We start from the raw sequence: 17,384 nt of genomic DNA on the forward strand, positions 1-17,384 counted from the left end.
GCAAATGCCATTTTATGACCATAACGTTCCCGATGGCACATCATTACTGCATTACAGACACTGCTGCTCATGGTCAGGAAATTTTTAAAACGATGATTCAGTTTCCTAACCATGAACGGCCTGGGTGCTGAAGACAAGCTGTCGGGGCTGCTTCAGACTGCTCTGGCGAAGGTGGGATCGGCCTGTTGCGCATAAGGCCGTAAACGATCATGCATTATTTTAATGGCATCTCCCAGCAGCATACCTTTACCGGCCAGCGTCAGCGTTGGCTGAGCCAGCAGGCATAATGCAGCACTTTCACCTACTTCAACCACCAGCAAAACCGCCTCTTCACCGTTTTCACAGAGGCGAACGGCGACAAGCTCACCTTCGCGAGGCTGCAGCACCTGCTGTTCACTGGTCATAAAATGCCAACTCTTAGGCATAAGTGGCTTCAAAAACCGACTGGCTACCAGCGCATTCAACACCAGTTCGGCGCGCTGATCGTCGTTTATCGCACAGCGACGGCACTGCTCTTCGAAACTGAAAAACATTGCGGCATCGTCAACACAAAAACCTGACGCGTTAAAGGCATCGGGAGTCAACATCTTGCGGGAAAAACGTGAGCGAAACAGCATGCCATCAGCCAGATCTAACATCATACGATCATGCTTTGCATCAAAAAACCAGCGCCAGCTGTCGTCAGGTTTAATCCTCATGTTCTGTCCTGTTGAGAAAAATTAAAATCAACTATTCAATGAGCAATAAAGAAAATTCAAATCTTTACCATCAAAAAAGCGTATGTTGCCTGAACAGGACAAAATATAAACGAGCCAGGGGTGAAAATAAAGCCCCTGGCCTGTTTATATTAAGAAACGACTTAAAGGTGGGTGGCAATCTCTTTTATCAGCGGGGGACCTTTGTAAATAAAACCAGAATATATTTGTACCAGCGAAGCACCCGCCGCCATTTTTTCCCGTGCAGATATCAGGGAATCGATTCCGCCTACACCAATAATCGGCAGATGCCCATTAAACTCTGTTGCCAGCCGGCGTATCACTTCCGTACTGCGCAGCTGAACCGGACGCCCGCTCAGACCGCCTGATTCCTCGCTGTGTTTTAATCCCGTGACCAACGAACGATCCAGCGTAGTATTCGTCGCAATAACACCATCAATATTATGACGAACTAAACTATCGGCAATCTGGATCAATTCTTCTTCTGAAAGATCCGGCGCGATCTTTACCGCCAGTGGAACATATTTATGATGGCGTGTTTCAAGGTCTTTCTGTTTTTGTTTCAATGCCTGCAGAAGATCGTCCAGTGCCTCGCCGTATTGTAATGTGCGTAATCCTGGCGTATTGGGTGAAGAAATGTTTATCGCAATATAACCCGCATAAGGGTAAATTTTATCCATGCAGATTAAATAATCCTCTTTGCCCTGTTCGACCGACGTATCTTTATTTTTTCCGATATTGATCCCTAATATGCCATCGTAGTGTGACTTTTTGACGTTCCCCACCAGATTATCAACACCCAAATTATTAAATCCCATCCGGTTGATAATGCCTTCCGCCTCACGCAGACGGAACATCCTGGGTTTATTATTACCGGGCTGTGGACGCGGCGTTACCGTACCCACCTCGATAAAACCGAAGCCCATCGCTCCAAAGGCATCAATACATTCGCCATTTTTATCAAGGCCCGCCGCCAAACCCAACGCATTTTTAAAGGTCAACCCCATGCAGTTTACCGGTTTAAAAGGAAGCGTCTGACGAACAAGATGAATGAGAGGTGTACCCGCTATTCGATGCAGTTGCTGAAGAGTCAGTTCATGAGCACGTTCAGCATCAAGTTGAAACAACGCATGACGAACCAGGTTATACATGATCGCTCCTGAATGCCCGAACATGCGGGCATAAAAGTAATAGTAACCCTCCGCAGAGACGTCTCTGAGAACGGTGTTGTGCATTGCTACAGGATCCTTCCCACTTTTTAGTGGTGATAAGTGGTGTTGGAGCACAGCAAATCAAGCTGGCTGGGATGCAGACGGCGCTGGCATAGGGAAAAATGGTAAAGAGCTTTGGTCATAAAGTAAAATATTTAGCTGCAATTCAGGCGCTGTCTCCGGCATTTACCTGCTTATTTATGGGTCTTCCCCAATCATGGTGGGAGGATCAGAACGTCATATCCAGCTTCCCGTAATGGAACATCACCCCCAGTTTAAATCGCTCCCGGTTTCGATAGCCTCTGGCCTTTATCCTCAGCAGCCTTATTTTGCTGTTCAGCGCTTCGGCATTACCATTTGAGACGCTGTACCGCATGGCGTTAAGTATTCCGTACAGCCTTTTTGTGATGGTTCCTGCCATATTTCTCATTACCGGCACATCGCAACTTTTCGCCAGTGCTATCCACTGCAACCAGTCTGCACGTCGTTTGTCACTCCAGGGGCGGTTCCAGATATCTTTCGCCAGCTCTTTCAGTGTCCAGCACTGGCTGGTCAGTTGCATCTGTTCTCTCAGCCATGCCAGTTTTTCCTGTCGGGGCTCTGTCATCCATTTGTCACTGTATTGCCACAGGAAGCGGGTTCCTTTTGCCTGACGGCGGCTGTCAACCGGAAGTCGGGGATGTTCGTTCTGCCGTGTCTTATCAACGATTTCACCCAGCTGTTTTGCCACATGGAAGCGGTCAAAGGCTATTTTCTCTACGGCGCCCGGAAGATGGATGCGTGCCGCTCTGATATATCCGGCATTCATATCCATTGAGAACGTTTTGACTGCCTGCAGCTGACTGTCGGTGAGGGTGCGAAGATAGCTGGCAAGACTTTCTGTTCCCCGATCATCCGTTAATGCCAGCGCTCGTCCCTCACGATCTGATATCACTGTGATGTACCGGTGCCCTTTTTTGAACGCAACTTCGTCCACATTCATATGCCGGGCTGATAGCGGCTTTTTTATTCGCGCAAGACCACGTTTAACTGCCCGGGTCATAATGCCGTCAACGGCATTCCAGCTAAGCTTAAGTTGCTTTCTTACCGCATCAACCGTGCTAATTTTCAGCCAGGAAAGGATGAATGATTCGAACAATAACGTATATCGGCTACCAGCTCCGGCCCACGGAACAGGTAACGTCTGGCATCCATGGTCTGGACACATGACCCGGGGGACATTCGCCTCAACGACAGTCATGAACTGGCAGGTATCAAGATGACGCCATTTGCGGTGGCGGTGATCGTGAACAGGGCATTGCTGCCTGCATGTCGGGCAGATTAGCAGTGAATTTTTGGCGATCCCGACAACAACGGTGACAGAGCCAGTATTTTCATCAAGGGAAAGTGATTCAACCTGCCACGGGGCGGACAGGTTGAGAATGTGGGCGTATAGCGATTTTTCATCCATATATGCAGATGAGTCCTCATATAAGCAACGTAGCTAAAGTAACGGATGCAGTTTTTTCCGCTGGAATCCCTGAGTCACTGTATTGTCATCATGAATGAGAGATGAATCGTGCGGGTAGAATGTTCTGCGGGGCATCCCAATCTCTTCACGAAATTTATTTTCTGAAAGAACTTCTTCAGAAAAAGCACCCAACACAACAGTCCTGGCTTCTTCGAGTAAAAGTGGGGAGTGTGTTTGTAATTCTGGTTGAGAACTCTCAACTTTCAGGCGCTCTCCATTTAAATTGTGGAAAACGTGGAGAAGTTCATGGAAAACAATGCACGCATGAAAGTCTACCAGGCTAATTCCTTGCGCGCAGGGATATTCAACTGCATTCAGATTACAGTGAAAGTCGGAGCCAGTTCCTCGGGAGTTTTCAGCATCCGTATTGCAGTGTGCTATCACCCCTAACTCAGCAGAATCGAGATGTATTGCCAGTTTTTCTGATTTGAGTCGGGATGTTAATTCAATACAGTTCAAAAGAGTACGTCCAGTGTCTGTGGATTCGATCTTATCGAGAGCAGCTTCAAGATGCTTGTAGATTTTAAGGTCAGTCCCGTGGAAACAGAGTTGTTGGTTGTTTTTCACCCAGCGCACACCCGATATTTTTACAAGAGATTGAATGTCTGTGGCTGAAATTGAATTCGAAGATGAGGGTAGAGGTAACGAAGGTAATGTCAGGTTAAGGGATGTAGGGCGCATTAAGACCTCCTGAGGATAAGCGCAAGTCAAGAGGATTATACTTGATTGGCAGTGTGCGCCACCACAACAGGGGAAGACCCTTATTTATACAGGAACCGACTTAGTTCTGCCGGATAAATCATTTAAGGCTCACCTTTACCTCTGTCAGGATAGTTTAAAATATTTATAAAAAAATATTAATAAACTTAAAATTATAAGGAGTGATAATGAGCATTATTACACTGGTGGGCAGCCCCCGTTATCCTCCAGGCTCTGGCGCGTTGCTCACCCTTTGCCAGCAAACGCTGGAGCAGCAAAGCGTCGGGGCATTCCCTGGAGTTTATATAATTTCCATCCGACGGATTTACTGTATGCCCGTTTTGATTTCCCGACGCTGCTGGTGCTCAGGGCAGATCCTGAACGCGCGGACGGGTTAATTATCGCGACGCCAGTTTATAAAGCGTCTTTCTACGATACGCTAAAAACCCTGCTTCCTGAACGCGCTCTGGAACATAAAGTCTTACTGCCTCTGGCAACAAGGGGGGCCTCGCACATATGCTTGCAGTCGATTATGCCATGAAACCAGTGCTGAATGCGTTGAAAGGCGCAGAAAGCGCTGCAAGGCGTATTTGCCGACAACACACAGATTACACATTACGACCGTCAGCCACAGTTTTCTCCATTGCTGGCCTCACGGATTGAGGAGTCAGTCGACATCTTCCGGCACGCGCTGGCCCATCGCCATCAGCCGTTCGACACGGGGGTTTAAGGATTTCACCATGAATCTGTTTTCACGTTTTACCTCAGCATTTCTTATCGGCAACCTGCTGACCGGCAGCGCATTTTCTGCCGATTCCACTGCACCTGAAACCTTCCGCATCGGTTATCAGAAAGCTTCCGTCAGCATGGTGTTAGCCCGCGCTCATCATCTTCTTGAAACACGTTTTCCTGATACAAAAATTAAATGGGTAGAATTTCCGGTCGTGACGCAGACTTGCTGATCTCGTATGCTTTGCGCTTTGGATGTAACATATGGCTAAAGTTGATGTCGTCTGCCCTCAGTGCAATGAAACTCATGCTGTACGATGTAACGGACATTCAGCATCCGGTGCCCAACGTTACATCTGCAAGCATTGTTCAAAGACCTTTCTGCTCAACTTTAGCTACTCCGGTGCCAAACCAGACACACACCAGACCATTGTTAATATGGCCATGAATGGTTACGGATGTCGCGATACCGCACGGGTTCTCGGTATCAGCCTCAATACGGTTCTGCGGCACGTAAAAAAATTTCGCCAAAGCAGGTAGCTGAGAATATCGACCCCGAAACGGAGGTTGTTATCTGCTGTGAAGCCGGTGAACAATGGTCTTACGTGCGGTGTAAAAGCAATCCCCGGTGGTTGTTCTATGCTTATGACCGTATCCGCAAACGTGCTCTGGCCCACGTCTTCGGCCCGAGAAATGCCCCGACCCTGCGACGATTGCTGGCTCTGTTAAGCAAATTTAACATTGCCTTTTATATGACAGATGCCTGGCCGGTTTATAAAGTTCGGTTAAGTGCAACAGGCCACGTGGTGAGCAAGAAATATACCCAACGGACAGAACGACATAATCTTAATCTTCGCACACATATCAAACGACTGACCCGCAGAACAATTTGCTTTTCTAAGTCAGAGGAAATGCACGATAAGATCATCGGTTGGTATCTTACTCTTCATCATTATCAATAAATCTGCGTCACGACCGAATTTCCTGCTGGTCCATAGATGCCTGAAGCGCTCAATGTTAACAGCATCGATTTAGGCAACACGGGTGATATTGCTCCTATTTTCGCTCAGGCCGCCGGGGCCGATCTGCTTTATGTGAGATCTGAACCGCCAAAACCTAAATAAGGATTAGACAGGAAATGACTTACCCTGGAAAAAGGGCGATTAATATGTCGCCGTGGTTTCAATGTCGCGCTTAATTTGGTCCGTCAGTGGGGATTTTACGGGGCAGGAACCGTACCTGTTCTGGAAAACGGCGATTAACATGTCGTCCGGGTCTAAATTCAATTTGGCAGTGTGGCAGTTTACGCTCCCCGGTAAGGCTGACCATGAATAAGGGGCGATAGCGATCACCCCTTATTCATGGTCAGTTGTGCAGCAATCAGTCAGTCAATGCCTTACTGATTTTTTCGTAAAGATCGCCAGACAATTTTTCCAGTTTCTGCAACTGTTCCAGCGCACCGCGCATCAATACCTGACGTTGAGTATCATAGCGCCTGAAGCGAATAAGCGGCTCAATCATCCTTGCGGCAGCCTGCGGATTTCGTGCGTTGAGCTCGATCAGAATATCAACCAGGAAACGATAACCACTGCCGTCTGGCGCGTGGAACACCGACGGGTTAAACGATGCAAATCCACCAATTAGAGAACGAACACGATTGGGGTTATTGAGGTCAAATGAACGATGTTTAAGCAACTCACGGACACGACTCAGAACATCGTCAGACGGGCTGCTGGCCTGTAACATAAACCATTTGTCCATCACCAGCCCATCCTTGTGCCAGCGCTGGTCGAACGACTCAAGTAAACTTTTCTGGCACGGCAGCTGTGCCGCCACCGCAGCCGACAGGGCCGCCAGCGAATCCGTCATGTTGTCAGCCTGATGATACTGGGCAGTCACCAATTTCTCCGCCTGCACCCCGTCACCAAACGCCAGATAGCCCAGACAAACATTTTTCAGTGCGCGCCGGCCGATATCGGCATGATCCACCCGCCAGACCGAAGCATGACTGGCAAGGTACACCGCCAGCCATTCGTCCGCCAGCTCCGCCGCCAGCATCCGCACCAGTGCCTCACGCACTGCGGCAATGGCCGGGGGATCGATGGTGTCAAACAGCTCGGCAATTTCATTTTCAGCCGGCAGCGTGAGAATTTGCGCAATCAGTGCCGGATCGCTGTTTTCATCCAGCAGCACGCCGCGAAAGATATCTGCGAGATGCAGTGGCACCAACAGCGGTTGTCCCTGCTGATAGCGCACCACATTCAGTTTGATATGCATGGATAGCAGGCTTTGCCCGGCATCCCACCGGGCAAAATCGTTGCGGGCATGGCGCATCAGAAAAGTCAGCTGTGCGTCGCTCCAGTTATAATCAAGTTTTACCGGCGCAGAAAACTCGCGCAGTAGTGACGGCACGGGTTGGCACGTGACGTTATCAAACACAAAACTTTGAAATTCATCGGTCACGTTTAAAACATGATGGACAGTCTGACCATGACGCTGGAGCGGGATCACGCCGCCTTCGCTGTCGTAAAGCTCAATATCTAACGGAATATGCAGTGGCAGTTTTTCTTTCTGGTCGGCCGTGATGGGCGTCATCTGCGTGACATGCAGGGTATACTGTTGCAACTCTGGATTATAATCATCCCGCACCGAGACTACAGGCGTACCAGACTGGCTGTACCACCGTCTGAACAGGAGCAGGTCAACACCAGAGGCGTCTTCCATCGCCTTAACAAAATCATCACAGGTCGCCGCGCTGCCATCATGCCGCTCGAAATAGAACCGCATTCCTTTTTGGAAATTCACTTCACCCAACAGCGTATGCAGCATGCGAATGACTTCAGAGCCTTTCTCATACACCGTATGCGTATAGAAGTTATTCATTTCAATCACCCGATCCGGACGAATGGGGTGCGCCATCGGGCTGGCATCCTCTGCAAACTGCAGGCCACGCATTGTGCGAACGTTATTAATACGGTTTACCGCACGTGACCCCAAATCGGAGCTGAACTCCTGATCGCGGAATACCGTCAGTCCTTCTTTCAGGCTTAACTGGAACCAGTCACGACATGTCACCCGATTTCCTGTCCAGTTATGAAAATATTCATGGCCGATTACCGCTTCAATTCCCAGATAATCTTTATCCGTCGCGGTCTCTGCCTTCGCCAGAACGCATCTCGAGTTGAAAATGTTCAGCCCTTTGTTTTCCATCGCTCCCATATTGAAGAAATCGACCGCAACAATCATAAAGATGTCGAGATCGTATTCAAGACCAAAGCGCTCTTCATCCCATTTCATACTGTTTTTCAGCGAGGTCATCGCCCAGTCAGCGCGATCGAGATTGCCACGGTCAACAAAGATCTCCAGTGCCACCTCGCGGCCAGAACGGGTTTTGAAACTGTCACGCAGCACGTCAAAATCCCCGGCCACGAGGGCAAACAGGTAACAAGGTTTTGGAAAAGGATCGTGCCACTTCATCCAGTGGCGACCATCTTCCATTGGGCCGCCGTCGACACGGTTACCATTTGATAACAGGAAGGGATAAGTGGCCTGCTCGGCAATGATTGTCGTGGTAAAGCGTGCCAGCACATCCGGGCGATCAAGATACCAGGTAATATGACGAAAACCTTCCGCTTCACACTGCGTACACAGCGCCTTACCAGACTGGTACAGCCCTTCCAGGGCGGTGTTTATATCGGGATGAATATCATTGACGATGGTTAAGGTAAACGTCTCCGGCAATTGCCAGAGGATCAATATCCCCTCGTCGAGTCGGTAATGCGGCCAGGGCTGACCATTAATATCCAGGGAGATAAGCGTTAACTCTTCCCCATCAAGGTGTAATTCGCTACCGGGCGCACCCATGCGGCAAATACGGCTGACAGCAGTGACGCGGGTTCTGCTGGCGTCCAGAAGAAATGTCAGATCGATATCGGTAATAGTGTAATCGGCCGCCCGATAATCATGGCGATGTTTAGCTTGAGGAAGTTGTGTCATAAGTCACTCTTACGTCGATAATTAGTTAACCTTTGCCAGTCTATTCCTGTTGAGGCAATGTTGCCATGTGGAATGCGCGCGAACGTAGCACGCCTTTGGCGTGAGCGGCCCTGCTGCGCAGCTTCGGGTGTTTGCATGACCGGCGCTCCGCTTTATACTCTGCAACCATGCATATCCCCCGCCCCGCCAAACTCCTCTTCACCGTCGATGACGGCTGGAACCGCTACCTCGAAAAACACGGCGACAACATCAGCGACTGGACCCGACTCTCCGTTGAGCGCATGCTCGCCTGTGGCACCTGCGCCATGGGCGTACGCCGCTACTGCTGTGCCTCGCCGGACTGCACGCACTCCCGCTTCTTCTGCCAGAGCTGCAAGTCAAAGGCCTGCAGCGCATGTGGCATGAAATCAACTGAGCAGTGGATAGCCGGGCAGCAGCACGTCCTGCCCGACTGCGAATGGCAGCACATCACCTTTACCATGCCCCACCTGCTGTGGCCCTTCTTCAGCAACAACTGGCCCCTGCTCAACGACCTGTTCCGCTGCGCCACCCGCGCCATGCTGAAGTGGGCGCGTCGGCAGGGTATAGAAGTCGGTATCTTCTGCGCCCTGCATACCTACGGCCGGCAGCTGAATCAGCATCCGCACATCCACGTGTCCGTCACCCGCGGTGGACTTGACGTAAAGCACGGCGTCTGGCGCAGCCTTTTCTTCAAAAAGAAGGCCGTGGAGGAAATCTGGCGGGGTGCCGTTATCCGCCTGCTGCGCAGCAGCTATGAGCGGGCCAGTCCCGGCACCCTGCCGGGACTGGGACATATCCGCGACGGGGAGCAGTGGCGGCGTTACCTGAAGGCACAGTATGGCCGGCACTGGAAGGTACACTTCGCGAAGAAGACCCGGGGAGCCTGGCACAGCGTGAAATACCTCGGCCGCTACCTGAAGCGCCCGCCGGTGTCGGCTTCCCGTCTGCGACACTACGGCGGAGGCGCGGTAGTCCACCACTACCTCGATCACCGCACGGGAAAGCATAAACGCCAGATGCTGAGCCAGGAAGAGATGATCGGGCGCTATATCAGCCACGTTCCGGCGCGGCATTTTAAGATGGTGCGCTACTCCGGCTTTCTGGCCAACCGCAAGCGGGGCACGCTGCTGCCGAAGGTTTACGAAGCGCTGGAGATGACGGTACGGGAAAAACCGAAGCGGCCCGGGTTTGCGGTGCTGATGAAAGGCTTCCTGGGCACGGATCCGTACCAGTGCATCCTCTGCAAAGGCCGGCTGCGTTTTGCCGGCGCCGTGGCGGGTGATCACGCCACAAAAATGCTCTCTGACAGGCTGTATCAGATGGCGAAAAAACGATGGCTGCGGATGCCTGAGCTGGATCGGTGCGCCTGAAAAACAGGTTTCAGGTTAAAAATACGGCGAAGATGGCATTTTCACATCAAAACCCACACAGATCAGCAGCAGCAATGGAGTAGATCGTGCCACTTTTCATGGTCAGGCGATCTCAAAAGAGGCGATTCAATCTCCTAACCATCAAGATCATCGTTAGCCCGGTACATTCTACAGTATCGCCAGGACTTGTAAGACAGAACTGGCGGTTGCACGAATATTACGATGAGCATTGTAATTAACAAGCCTATACCCGTAGAAATAATGTAAACTTGGTTACTTGAAAGAATTATCCAGATAAATACAACCATACAGCCGAAAAGCACCCACAACACAATTTTAAAACGATTAGCAAGATCATGAATGGATTCACCCAAACTCCCTCCATAACTATCTACATTGTTTTTGATTTTTTGTAGATCAGCATGGCTAAAACCAGACTTCAGTAATGCTGCTTCACTCACTTTCATAGCATCTCACCTTCCATCCTTAAAATGTAGATACTTCTCTGGAGCAAAGTATACACAAAAAATTCGGGAAAATCTGGCTCATTCCATCCATCAGATGGTGATTTTTTGATAGATAAAACAGAATGATATTTTACTAGCGTGGTTTTTTACACGATTGGACCCCAACCCCCTATAATAAAAAAATTTATTCATAACTGCCTCAACTTATTATTGATTACTGAAGCAAACCATTTTGCAGGATGGTCGGGACTATCTGAAAATAAAATAGCGGCGTCAGCGCAGTTGTTCTGCTTAGTTATCCCCGCAGACATCCTGCCCGGCACACCCTGCGACAGGCCCAGGATAAGGCCTTCATTATCGCGATGCTGATTACCCGCTCCCCTGTCACAACGGCGGGAGGCCAGATCCCGGCCGGGTGATGCAGCGCAACTCCGGCAATCCACGGTATCAACAGCCCGGCGAAAATGACACCCGCCGTGAGCAGAAGCTGGCAGATAAATAACCGTATTCCGAATCCAGGCCGTTCACTTTTATAAAGAGCAAAAACGCTTTTAACGATACCAGATACAAACAACACAATGCCAAAAAGATTTTCTACATTCATCGAATCTCCGTTTTTTATTTTTTAAAATGCCTTTTCAACCTGGTTTCAGACGCACAGAGTTGCTCCGGCAAATTTTGCCAGAGAGTATCAATTTACGTTTTTATCGCCGCGCGCTGACGACTCTGTACACAGTATTTCGATGCTGCGTGACGTATGAGCCAAGTATATAAAGGAGGGATGAGAGCAAATTAAATTGCCTCTATATTATATTAACATAAATTAACAACTTAGTCAAAATTTTTATTGATTATGTAGGTTTTTTATGATAGTTAACTTTCCTGTCTGGCCTTGTTTCATAAAACTGTATGGGGAACCGGTCATCTTTTCCATCGTTGCGGTTTAGCGGTATTTCCCCTGGCGTTCCAGCCTGTTTTCCTGACGCGCCTTCATCAGCGTTGCTATCAGCCTGTCCAGCGGCATGAACAGCACCCGGTGGCCGGCATCCGCCGCCTTCACGCCCAGTGCTACCGCCAGATGGTTTTTACCCACGCCCGGAGGGCCCAGCAGGATCACGTTTTCGCTGCGCTCCATGAACGCCAGCCCGGCCAGCTCTCTCACCACCTTGCGGTCGATGCCCGGCTGGAAGCTGAAGTCGAACTGCTCCAGCGTCTTCACCCACGGCAGGCGGGCCTGCTTCAGCCGGGACTCCATCCCACGTTGATGGCGGCCACTCCATTCCTGTTGCAGTGCGCGGCACAGGAATTCGCGGTAGTTAAGTTCTTCCTTCGCTGCCTGTTCCAGCAGGCTTTCCACCTGGTATCCCAGATGCTCCATTTTCAGACGGCCCAGCAGCGTTTCCAGTTCATGCATCACAACAGCTCCTCATAAGTGCTCAGCGGCCGGTGTTCCACCATGCTGACCTGCTGCCACAGCGACGCATGGTGCTCCGGAAAGGTCTGCCATCCTGCACCGCGGTCCTTCAGACGATGAGTGGTCACAAGCTGTTCATTGCCGTAAATCCTCAGTTCATTATCCAGCGTGATACGGACAGACACCGGGCGGCCGCACCAGGTTTCCGGCACGGAGTAACGGTTACCCCGAACCTCGATATAGCTGTCCCAGGCCACGTGACGGATACCCGCGGACACACTGTGCGATAATATCAACGGGATAATGCAGGCGTTTAAAGGTTTTTCGGATCAGGGGCATGGTCAGGCAACATCATAAAAAAAACAGCAGGTTACCTGATTAACTGCTTAATGCGACAGAGCCTATGGATGCAATGCAGTATTGAATAATAGCCTTCATGCTAATTAAGCACTTGAGCTAATTAAGTATTTGAGCTAACATTAAATCAGGGAGGACAGCACATTGTTTACTGTCAGATTTCATGAAGAAGCGGAAACTGAGTTAGACGAGTTGCACCCGGTGATAGGTGCAAAAATGTTGAAGCTACTTGAGAAGCTGGAACAAAACCCACAGGCGCTCAGAGAGCCGCACTGTAAACCCATCGGAAATGGGCTGTTTGAGCTGACAACAAAGGGCGGTGACATTGCCCGTGGATTGTGGGTTTATCAGTCGGGTAAGCGAATTTTTGTATTGCGGATTTTTATCAAAAAAACACCCAAAACACCGCGCCCTGAAATAGATCTGGCATGGCGCAGGCTGGAGGATATGCAGAATGAAGAGTAAGACTCTTGCAGAAGTAAAAGCAAAAATGATGCAGCGTGAAGAGTTCCGCGCAGCATATGAAGCAGAAGAACGCAAAGAACGCCTGCAGGCGCTACTTGAAGAGTGGCGAAATCATGCGGGCCTCACCAGTTCCCAGGTTGCTGAACGGATGGGGGTCAAGCCGCCGACAGTGTCCCGGATGGAAAAAAACATAACGTCAGCAACGTTTGAAACTCTCGCACGTTATGCCAGGGCTTGCGGTATCAGTGACGCGAAACTTTATTTTTAAATACAGAGGGAAGAACAATGAGGGTACTTCTGGGAACGGCTGCGGCAGTTGCATTTTTTACGTTGTTAATGGCAGCAGGTATATTTGAAGCAGGTCAGACTGTAACTTCCGTGGGGATCGTGGTTGCCAGCGTCTGGCTCGGGAGCCAACTCAAAAACAGGGCGCTGGGTACGGTGATCGGGGCCGCGCTGGGAGTTATGATTGCCTGGGGGGTCGTTAACTACACGACAACGCTTAAACAGCAGGAATGTGCAGAGGCAACCGGACTGGCTAAAGCTGGGTGTCGGAGTCTCGGTGTTCAATGAGGGGGCAGTTTGGATATCGGAAATTATCGTACGGTAAGCCTGTTTTTTGAGCAAACCACGTTATCGCATAAGGGTGTACTCTTATGCTATACGGTGTTTTCAGGGCGTTTTGCCAGCCACTGTTGAAACTCATGATGCATTTAGAGAGGTGCAAATGATGGCACTGTTGCAAAAATCTGGAGGTGATAAACTCATCGTCACCTTTTGCTGACGGAGCAGCACATGAATCCATTCAAAGGACGGCATTTTCAGCGTGACATCATCCTGTGGGCAGTGCGCTGGTACTGTAAATACGGCATCAGCTATCGTGAGCTGCAGGAAATGCTGGCCGAGCGCGGTGTCAACGTTGATCACTCCACGATTTACCGCTGGGTTCAGCGTTATGCGCCTGAAATGGAAAAGCGGCTGCGCTGGTACTGGCGTAACCCTTCAGGGTTCTGCTCCTGGCATCTTGATGAAACGTATATCAGAGTTAACGGCCGATGGGCATACCTGTACCGTGCTGTTGACAGCAAAGGCCGCACCATCGATTTTTATCTTTCCCCGCGCCGTAACAGCAAAGCGGCATACCGTTTTCTGGGAAAGATTCTGAACAACGTGAAAGGCTGGCAGAGCCCCCGCCTCATCAACACCGATAAAACCCCCACCTATAGTCGCGCCCTGGCGTTACTGAAGCGGGAAGGCCGGTGTCCGCCTGATGTTGAACACCGGCAGATTAAGTACCGGAATAACGTCATTGAATGCGATCACGGCAAACTGAAACGGATAATCGGCGCCACGCTGGGATTTAAATCCATGAAAACGGCATATGCCACCATCAGGGGGATTGAAGTCATGCGGGCATTGCGTAAAGGACAGGCGGAAAACTTTTACTACGGCCATCCTCTGGGCGAGATGCGTCTGGTGAGCAGGGTTTTTGAAATTTAAGGCATTTCTGTAATACAAAAGGTACAGCATGAACGTAGCACGCCTTTGGCGTGAGCGGCCCTGCTGCGCAGCTTCGGGTGTTTGCATGACCGGCGCTCCGCTTTATACTCTGCAACCATGCATATCCCCCGCCCCGCCAAACTCCTCTTCACCGTCGATGACGGCTGGAACCGCTACCTCGAAAAACACGGCGACAACATCAGCGACTGGACCCGACTCTCCGTTGAGCGCATGCTCGCCTGTGGCACCTGCGCCATGGGCGTACGCCGCTACTGCTGTGCCTCGCCGGACTGCACGCACTCCCGCTTCTTCTGCCAGAGCTGCAAGTCAAAGGCCTGCAGCGCATGTGGCATGAAATCAACTGAGCAGTGGATAGCCGGGCAGCAGCACGTCCTGCCCGACTGCGAATGGCAGCACATCACCTTTACCATGCCCCACCTGCTGTGGCCCTTCTTCAGCAACAACTGGCCCCTGCTCAACGACCTGTTCCGCTGCGCCACCCGCGCCATGCTGAAGTGGGCGCGTCGGCAGGGTATAGAAGTCGGTATCTTCTGCGCCCTGCATACCTACGGCCGGCAGCTGAATCAGCATCCGCACATCCACGTGTCCGTCACCCGCGGTGGACTTGACGTAAAGCACGGCGTCTGGCGCAGCCTTTTCTTCAAAAAGAAGGCCGTGGAGGAAATCTGGCGGGGTGCCGTTATCCGCCTGCTGCGCAGCAGCTATGAGCGGGTCAGTCCCGGCACCCTGCCGGGACTGGGACATATCCGCGACGGGGAGCAGTGGCGGCGTTACCTGAAGGCACAGTATGGCCGGCACTGGAAGGTACACTTCGCGAAGAAGACCCGGGGAGCCTGGCACAGCGTTAAATACCTCGGACGCTACCTGAAACGGCCACCAGTGTCGGCTTCACGACTGCGACACTACGCCGGTGGCGCGGTGGTTCACCACTATCTCGATCACCGCACGGGAAAGCATAAACGCCAGATGCTGAGCCAGGAAGAGATGATCGGGCGCTATATCAGCCACGTTCCGGCGAGGCATTTTAAGATGGTGCGCTACTCCGGCTTTCTGGCCAACCGCAAGCGGGGCACGCTGCTGCCGAAGGTTTACGAAGCGCTGGAGATGACGGTACGGGAAAAACCGAAGCGGCCCGGGTTTGCGGTGCTGATGAAAGGCTTCCTGGGCACGGATCCGTACCAGTGCATCCTCTGCAAAGGCCGGCTGCATTTTGCCGGCGCCGTGGCGGGTGATCACGCCACAAAAATGCTCTCTGACAGGCTGTATCAGATGGCGAAAAAACGATGGCTGCGGATGCCTGAGCTGGATCGGTGCGCCTGAAAAACAGGTTTCAGGTTAAAAATACGGCGAAGATGGCATTTTCACATCAAAACCCACACAGATCAGCAGCAGCAATGGAGTAGATCGTGCCACTTTTCATGGTCAGGCGATCTCAAAAGAGGCGATTCAATCTCCTAACCATGAACGCGCATAAAGTTACTGCTGGCCGGTCAACTTCACGTTAATTGACCTGGATGCACTGTTTGCCGGGCTGAAACTGAGGTAAGGGAAATTTAGTCGATGCCGGCGTAGAACCTCTGCTCAATCCCCGGGCAGGGAAGCTTTTATTTTTTCCCTCAGCAATTCAAAAAAATCGCCCGGAGTCGTATCCCACAGCTCTGTCGAAAAATCATCCCCATAGCGGGCCTCAAAATCTTCATCAACATCATCACATTCCCGGCAGAACTGCTCTATATCACCGAGCATCCCCTCCCTGAAAGCGGCAGGAGTATCAGCAATCCACGCATCAATCTGGGCACTCACGCTCTCGCCGCTACCAAACAGATCGTAATCCTGCCCAAAATAAACAGCTATAAGGCTGTCCAGCCCGAACGTATTTAAATTTTTCATGCCTATACCATTGGGAAAGACGTCAGCACGAAATAGGGTTTCCCGTGCCAGTATTCAAACTTCAGAACCACACGGACCTTATAGCAATCTTTAACTTCTTCTGCCCCCCTGCTGACAGAAATACCTGTCTTTCTGGCAAAACTGCCGTCGAATATCATTTTAAGATTTTGTCCTTGTGGGACATTTTTAGCCAGAATGGCAATCTGATTTTTATTGTTCCTGAGTACTTTTGAAATAAGGATTTCTGCATCCTGCACAGAGATGAAACTGCTCGACTGCATGAGCCTCGGGGACGACCCGAGCCGTGTAAATAATTCATCTGCTGATTTGCCTGCGTGCTTTTCGATGGTGTGTCCACCAGAACGGCTTCCGGAAGGAGCCTCATAAGACGCCAATTTTATCCGGCCACTTCTGATCGAAATGACCCGCACGGCACCAATTGCGAGTGAGAATGCAACAGGGATGGCCAGATCGACCGTAAATCCCACCTTCATTGCCGTTTTTCTGTCAGCCCCCAGAGAGCTGGCCAGTGAAACCGCCACGTTATACGTATCACTGCGGATATCACGCCCGGACCAGACCTGACGGAGTGAGGACTGGATGGTATCGAGACCGTGAGTGCCCACGATGACGCATCCTGCTTTGGTCAGCATCGTAGGTTCCGGTACGATACACATCGCACCGGCCCCAAACATTTCAACAATGCCGCTGGCAAGTCCCAGACCACCATAGAGGCGGTTGCTCATGGTTTCTCCCTCGCTGACGCTTTTGTCAGATAAAAGCGCCGCCAGTTGTACCGGGGACATGACAATTTTCACACCTTCATCCGTATCCATGTGACATTCCTTTCTTCCTTAATTGAGTCACGATCATATCAGCAATGACATATTCGTTTCCGCAGAATAAATCACAAACAGGCCTAAGAGTATTTTATGCGCGTAAGCGCATGAAGGCGCCAGACGGTACTGAAGAGAACGTAGCACGCCTTTGGCGTGAGCGGCCCTGCTGCGCAGCTTCG

At 50.8% G+C, this 17,384-nt stretch carries 16 protein-coding genes and 6 pseudogenes; 10 read left to right on the top strand and 12 right to left on the bottom strand.

What is annotated here, in order from left to right; genetic code table 11:
• Positions 1 to 152 precede the first annotated feature (152 nt).
• The 4 genes from LU633_RS15410 to LU633_RS15425 all read right to left on the bottom strand — a co-directional run bounded on the left by LU633_RS15410 (position 153) and on the right by LU633_RS15425 (position 4,118).
• A complete protein-coding gene (locus LU633_RS15410; protein WP_016189624.1) occupies positions 153 to 698 on the bottom strand; it encodes a cell division protein ZapC in 546 nt (181 codons plus the stop codon).
• Between the two features lie 161 nt (positions 699 to 859).
• Positions 860 to 1,870 carry a quinone-dependent dihydroorotate dehydrogenase gene (gene pyrD / locus LU633_RS15415; protein WP_040465365.1) on the bottom strand — a complete coding sequence of 337 codons (1,011 nt, stop codon included), beginning with the start codon at positions 1,868 to 1,870 and terminating at the stop codon, positions 860 to 862.
• A 286-nt stretch (positions 1,871 to 2,156) separates the two neighbouring features.
• A complete protein-coding gene (locus LU633_RS15420; RefSeq protein ID WP_046371929.1) occupies positions 2,157 to 3,377 on the bottom strand; it encodes an ISL3 family transposase in 1,221 nt (406 codons plus the stop codon).
• 33 nt (positions 3,378 to 3,410) lie between these two features.
• Positions 3,411 to 4,118: a M91 family zinc metallopeptidase gene (locus tag LU633_RS15425; RefSeq protein WP_046371930.1), complete on the bottom strand. Its 708-nt coding sequence runs from the start codon at positions 4,116 to 4,118 to the stop codon at positions 3,411 to 3,413.
• 206 nt (positions 4,119 to 4,324) lie between these two features.
• Between LU633_RS15425 and ssuE the strand changes: the two are divergent.
• The 4 genes and pseudogenes from ssuE to LU633_RS15445 all read left to right on the top strand — a co-directional run.
• Positions 4,325 to 4,866 (top strand): annotated as a pseudogene (gene ssuE / locus LU633_RS15430) (NADPH-dependent FMN reductase).
• Positions 4,867 to 4,876: 10 nt separating this feature from the next.
• Positions 4,877 to 5,089, top strand: a pseudogene (locus LU633_RS15435) (aliphatic sulfonate ABC transporter substrate-binding protein); the annotation flags it as partial.
• A gap of 40 nt (positions 5,090 to 5,129) precedes the next feature.
• Positions 5,130 to 5,827 (top strand): IS1 family transposase gene (locus LU633_RS15440; protein WP_233481926.1). Its coding sequence is split into 2 segments (ribosomal slippage): positions 5,130 to 5,379 and positions 5,379 to 5,827, totalling 699 coding nucleotides; the frame shifts between segments, so codons are not numbered across the junction.
• Between the two features lie 15 nt (positions 5,828 to 5,842).
• Positions 5,843 to 5,986: pseudogene (locus LU633_RS15445) on the top strand (aliphatic sulfonate ABC transporter substrate-binding protein); the annotation flags it as partial.
• 259 nt (positions 5,987 to 6,245) lie between these two features.
• On the opposite strand, the gene pepN reads toward LU633_RS15445, so the two are convergent.
• Positions 6,246 to 8,861 (bottom strand): aminopeptidase N, encoded by a 2,616-nt coding sequence (pepN, locus tag LU633_RS15450; RefSeq protein WP_016189629.1) that lies wholly within the window; start codon positions 8,859 to 8,861, stop codon positions 6,246 to 6,248.
• 167 nt (positions 8,862 to 9,028) lie between these two features.
• On the opposite strand from pepN, the gene LU633_RS15455 reads away from it, so the two are divergent.
• Positions 9,029 to 10,252 carry an IS91 family transposase gene (locus LU633_RS15455; protein ID WP_046371933.1) on the top strand — a complete coding sequence of 408 codons (1,224 nt, stop codon included), beginning with the start codon at positions 9,029 to 9,031 and terminating at the stop codon, positions 10,250 to 10,252.
• Positions 10,253 to 10,386: 134 nt separating this feature from the next.
• Here LU633_RS15455 and LU633_RS15460 read toward each other — a convergent pair whose 3' ends face one another.
• The 5 genes and pseudogenes from LU633_RS15460 to LU633_RS15480 all read right to left on the bottom strand — a co-directional run.
• A complete protein-coding gene (locus LU633_RS15460; protein ID WP_046371934.1) occupies positions 10,387 to 10,719 on the bottom strand; it encodes a hypothetical protein in 333 nt (110 codons plus the stop codon).
• A gap of 295 nt (positions 10,720 to 11,014) precedes the next feature.
• Positions 11,015 to 11,323: a hypothetical protein gene (locus LU633_RS15465; protein WP_016189631.1), complete on the bottom strand. Its 309-nt coding sequence runs from the start codon at positions 11,321 to 11,323 to the stop codon at positions 11,015 to 11,017.
• 354 nt (positions 11,324 to 11,677) lie between these two features.
• Positions 11,678 to 12,133 (bottom strand): annotated as a pseudogene (locus LU633_RS15470) (ATP-binding protein); the annotation flags it as partial.
• A pseudogene (locus tag LU633_RS15475) lies at positions 12,133 to 12,399 on the bottom strand (Mu transposase domain-containing protein); the annotation flags it as partial. The pseudogenes LU633_RS15470 and LU633_RS15475, both read right to left, overlap by 1 nt.
• Positions 12,398 to 12,472, bottom strand: a pseudogene (locus tag LU633_RS15480) (IS6 family transposase); the annotation flags it as partial. The pseudogenes LU633_RS15480 and LU633_RS15475, both read right to left, overlap by 2 nt.
• Before the next feature lie 162 nt (positions 12,473 to 12,634).
• Between LU633_RS15480 and LU633_RS15485 the strand changes: the two are divergent.
• The 5 genes from LU633_RS15485 to LU633_RS15505 all read left to right on the top strand — a co-directional run bounded on the left by LU633_RS15485 (position 12,635) and on the right by LU633_RS15505 (position 15,796).
• Entirely contained in the window at positions 12,635 to 12,955 is a 321-nt protein-coding gene (locus LU633_RS15485; protein ID WP_016189634.1) for a type II toxin-antitoxin system RelE/ParE family toxin, read from the top strand.
• A complete protein-coding gene (locus tag LU633_RS15490; protein ID WP_016189635.1) occupies positions 12,945 to 13,223 on the top strand; it encodes a helix-turn-helix domain-containing protein in 279 nt (92 codons plus the stop codon). Before LU633_RS15485 ends, LU633_RS15490 begins: the two co-directional genes overlap by 11 nt.
• A 17-nt stretch (positions 13,224 to 13,240) precedes the next feature.
• Positions 13,241 to 13,528, top strand: a complete 288-nt coding sequence (locus LU633_RS15495; RefSeq protein WP_016189636.1) for a hypothetical protein — start codon at positions 13,241 to 13,243, stop codon at positions 13,526 to 13,528.
• A 222-nt stretch (positions 13,529 to 13,750) separates the two neighbouring features.
• On the top strand, positions 13,751 to 14,455 hold the full coding sequence (locus LU633_RS15500) for an IS6 family transposase (protein ID WP_046371935.1): 705 nt from the start codon (positions 13,751 to 13,753) through the stop codon (positions 14,453 to 14,455).
• Positions 14,456 to 14,572: 117 nt separating this feature from the next.
• Positions 14,573 to 15,796, top strand: a complete 1,224-nt coding sequence (locus tag LU633_RS15505; protein WP_046371936.1) for an IS91 family transposase — start codon at positions 14,573 to 14,575, stop codon at positions 15,794 to 15,796.
• 261 nt (positions 15,797 to 16,057) lie between these two features.
• On the opposite strand, the gene LU633_RS15510 is transcribed toward LU633_RS15505, so the two are convergent.
• Positions 16,058 to 16,366, bottom strand: coding sequence for a contact-dependent growth inhibition system immunity protein (locus LU633_RS15510; protein WP_016189638.1), 309 nt, complete (start codon positions 16,364 to 16,366; stop codon positions 16,058 to 16,060).
• Between the two features lie 2 nt (positions 16,367 to 16,368).
• A complete protein-coding gene (locus tag LU633_RS15515) occupies positions 16,369 to 17,202 on the bottom strand; it encodes an RNase A-like domain-containing protein (RefSeq protein ID WP_016189639.1) in 834 nt (277 codons plus the stop codon).
• Positions 17,203 to 17,384: the final 182 nt, after the last annotated feature.

The organism is Erwinia tracheiphila (assembly GCF_021365465.1).
Lineage (GTDB): Bacteria > Pseudomonadota > Gammaproteobacteria > Enterobacterales > Enterobacteriaceae > Erwinia > Erwinia tracheiphila.